General features: G+C 48.3%; 2 protein-coding genes and 1 pseudogene. All 3 read right to left on the minus strand.

Features of this window, described 5'->3' with window-relative positions; all coding sequences use genetic code 11:
* A partial coding sequence (locus ACESLU_RS13230) for a hypothetical protein (protein WP_372639105.1) occupies window positions 1-787 on the minus strand: 787 nt, incomplete at its 3' end.
* 374 nt (window positions 788-1,161) lie between these two features.
* Window positions 1,162-2,841 (minus strand): SusD/RagB family nutrient-binding outer membrane lipoprotein, encoded by a 1,680-nt coding sequence (locus ACESLU_RS13235; RefSeq protein WP_372639106.1) that lies wholly within the window; start codon window positions 2,839-2,841, stop codon window positions 1,162-1,164.
* Window positions 2,842-2,858: 17 nt separating this feature from the next.
* Window positions 2,859-3,375, minus strand: a pseudogene (locus ACESLU_RS13240) (SusC/RagA family TonB-linked outer membrane protein); the annotation flags it as partial.

Here is a 3,375-nt window from a genome sequence, read left to right on the forward strand (position 1 = left end):
GTACCAACGCGGGAGGCGATCCGTATTGCCCGGTATCTGCAACAGGATCATCCAGGCGCTGCCAGCTTTCTCCGTTATCATCGGAACGAAAGGCTTTTATATAATCTCTTGTCGGATTTTTATCCCGCGTCCGGGTAACCGTGAAAATCTCAGTCGGAGAAAGCCTGACCGAAGAGGGCATGATATCAAACCCGTCATGTTCCGAACCGATCCAGGATTTAATATTCCAGTCTACGCCTCCATTAGCGGTCTGCGCCATCGCAACACGTCCTTCTTTCCCATTTTCCTTCGCAACCGTAATAAAAGCATTCAACGCTTGTTCTCCATCAATAATAATATCGTTTCGAGTGGCGACCCCCGAAGTTTCCATATCCGGAAAACGATAGGGACCTTCCCATTTATTTCCTCTGTTATTCGAGTAATAAAAATGCGAGGGACCATCGTTATTATTATGACGCACAAATGTCATGATAAAGTCAGGGTCTAAAAAATTATCCACCGGCTCCTCAAGCTCTACAGGAGGATCAGCAATATCGCGGTCCAGGTGATGGTCGTATCCCCAGCCCGTCTGGCCTTGTTCGTAGGCATCTTCAATACTCCAGGTAAGTCCCCCATCCTTGCTGCGGGCATATTTATGCCTTGCCGTCTGCTGGTCATAGGTATGAAACCCCGCCTCTTCACGATATTCGGCCTCTACAAAGCCCACCAATATTTCATCTTCCCAGCTCCATATCCCGTTATTTGCCGGCCAGCCGGCAAACCGGTCTTCTTCAGAAAATACTTTCACATGCTGAATGCCGGATTTATCACTCCCAGTTTTCGATTGACTGCAAGATAATAGATTAATAACCGCCAATACCGACATTAATAGTGCGAGAAAGCGACCTTTCATAATATACCTAACCATAACAGGGATGTTCTATAATTGTATTCATTTATCATAAATAAACGGCAACTATTTCCAATTAACCAAACAAATAGTTAAAACTCTCTCAATGTTATCCCTGTGGTCCGGGGTGCTCGCGGAGATACAGTAATGAACATGGCAAAGTCTCATCTAATTCGGGCATGCGCTCTGCCACCCTTCATATTCCAGCCGCTTGGTTGCGATACTGCTCAAATGCAAGGGGTACATCATCAGGTCGATAGACCGAAACCGCTTCACCAGGATGGGTGTTCGGTGCCCTGAAAGAGCCATGACATGGACCAGGAACTGTTTTTACCGACTACCGAGTACTCTGTTTCTTCCAGTCGTTCAATGGCCTCATTGGCATTTGAACTATTGGTATCCAGTTCGTTATTCCCATACGTAAACCGCAGGGGCAGGACAGGACGCAATGCAGCAGGACCCGCTTCCAGTTCAGGGTATCCGGTTCTGCGCCAGTCGAACCAAGCTTCCGTGGCGATTGTGAAAGCCCCGATCCACTTCTGTTCCATGATCTGCTCCAATGTACCCTCATAGGAGACGCCCTCCGTGGAAATATAGTCATTATAGCTATCTCCCACTCCCCAGACACTAAGCGCTTCCCGGATTGCATCGTTATAAAGATTTTCTGCATCTGCGCTGATCCAGTCTTTGAAGGCCGCTTCCGTGAGAATAAAATGCACTTCCGCCGCGGTCATAACTCTGGATTGAACCAATTCATGACTTCTTTGTCTGAAAATTTCACCCAATTGGGATACATGCTGATTTTGTACCTGCTGACCCGGAGTCGGGTTGCCGTTATGTGCCGTAGGTTCCACTAAAGCCGTTGGCAAACCGACATATTCGCGAGTATCGTACTCGGTCTCCGAAAGTTCCGGATTAAAATGCCTGGTAAATTCGTTGCCCGTACTAACCTCCGCATAATACTCTTCTTCGGTCATGGATACGATATCAGTGGGCTCACCATTTCGGCGAATCGTAGGTTCTACAGCGACCTCCAGTGAGGTATCTTCGACCCAACGTACATGAACAGGGGCAAACCAGACCTCCAACCGGGGATCGTTATACTCCATCAATTTATCAAGCAGCGTATTCGCCGGCCGTCTCCTCCGGAAGTTACTGGCATCGGTACCCGTAGCGGCCGTTATCCAGGGATCAGCATCATTATACGGGATACTCACGTCATCACTGACACTTTCCAGATATATTCCGCTTTGATAGACTTCCTGGATATTATCCCGGGCAGCGTCTGGAAGTTTTTCGGATATCCGCATGGAATATCGCAGAATCAGAGAATGGGCAAACTTGTGCCATTTTTCCATGTCACCGCCAAAAAAGAGGTCTGCATCCGTATTCCCCAATGTGGCTCCGGAGTCAAACAGCGACGCCGCCTCTTTAAGATCTTCGATCACCCCGAGATAAATATCTTCCTGGCTGTCAAATGCAGGTGTTAAAACGGGGTCATCGTCACTTACTTTTAACGCCTCGGAATAAGGCGCGTCGCCCCACAGATCCGTTATATGACCAAATATCAGGCTTTTCATGGTCAACGAGATAGCCTGCAGGGCCTCCTGTTCTTCTTCGACCGATTTTTCATACACAAACTGGTTATTACGCAGCATGTTATAGTAATTATCCCAGTCCCTCGGCTCCCAGTCATACTCGTTATATTCCTCATTCCAGGCATCTTCCTGCATATGCTGAACGACCCCTGCAATATGTCCCTCTCCAAGATGGGTATACTCACGGGCGAAATTGCGCATTAAATTCGGAAGCAGCAGGCTGGCGTTCGCCGACTCGGGGCTCACTCCATTCGGGTTGATATTGGTTTTTGTCAGATCCTCATCGCAGCTGACAACAAAGCCGGCTATGATTATCAGTACTAACCATTTGCTATAGGTACTTGTCAAATTCATAATAGTGGGGCTTCTCGTTAAAAGTTAATATCTACGTTAAATCCGAGTGACATGGAGTGGGGCAGTACATTTTGCCATTCCAGTCCTTGCCGGAACATCATGCTTGTATCTCCCTGTGGGGAAGCCTGGGCCGTAAATGCTCGTTCAGGATCGATGCCGATACCAGCCGCCGTCCAGAGCAGCAGGTTCCGGGCATAAACCGAAACCCTCAGACTTTCCACCGCAGGTACCGATGGGATATCGTATCCCAGAGTGATATCCCTCAATTTTACAAAGGATGCATCAAAGGTTACCTGCTGGTTAAAACTCCAGGGATACAACGTCGTTATCGGTCGGTAATTGGTTCCTTCTCCCCCGAGATGTTCCACATATTCTCCCTCCACTTCCTGAACACCGGGAATGAATCCACCGTCATAACCGGGAGCACCTTCATCGACATAGTAGCCGCCCGTTTCTTCGGTATATCCTCCGACCCTTGGAAAATTGCCGTTTCGGGGGATGATATAGCGTTCAGGGTCCGATTTCATGAGCTCG

The organism is Fodinibius sp., from assembly GCF_041642155.1.
Classification (GTDB): Bacteria; Bacteroidota; Rhodothermia; order Balneolales; family Balneolaceae; genus Fodinibius.

Bases quoted from the DNA above. Each gene is read 5' to 3' on its own strand.
- ACESLU_RS13235 (WP_372639106.1), bottom strand. From the start codon at position 2,841: ATGAATTTGACAAGTACCTATAGCAAATGGTTAGTACTGATAATCATA.